The organism is Pseudomonas sp. BMW13, from assembly GCF_013357275.1.
GTDB lineage: Bacteria > Pseudomonadota > Gammaproteobacteria > Pseudomonadales > Pseudomonadaceae > Aquipseudomonas > Aquipseudomonas khazarica.
Map to the genome: position 1 here is coordinate 1 of NZ_SUKD01000067.1, position 201 is coordinate 201.

General features: G+C 58.7%; 1 tRNA gene. It reads left to right on the forward strand.

The annotated features are described in order from the left end of the window. The first annotated feature begins 123 nt into the window (after positions 1-123). A tRNA-Glu gene (locus E4487_RS24215) sits at positions 124-199 on the forward strand. The last annotated feature ends 2 nt before the right edge of the window (positions 200-201 follow it).

Consider the following 201-nt stretch of genomic DNA (forward strand, 5'->3'; position numbering starts at 1 on the left):
GGGCTATAGCTCAGCTGGGAGAGCGCTTGCATGGCATGCAAGAGGTCAACGGTTCGATCCCGTTTAGCTCCACCAATCACACTCAAGGCCAGCCTAGTGCTGGCCTTGTCGTTCGAAGGTTTCGTCCCCTTCGTCTAGTGGCCTAGGACACCGCCCTTTCACGGCGGTAACAGGGGTTCGAGTCCCCTAGGGGACGCCATT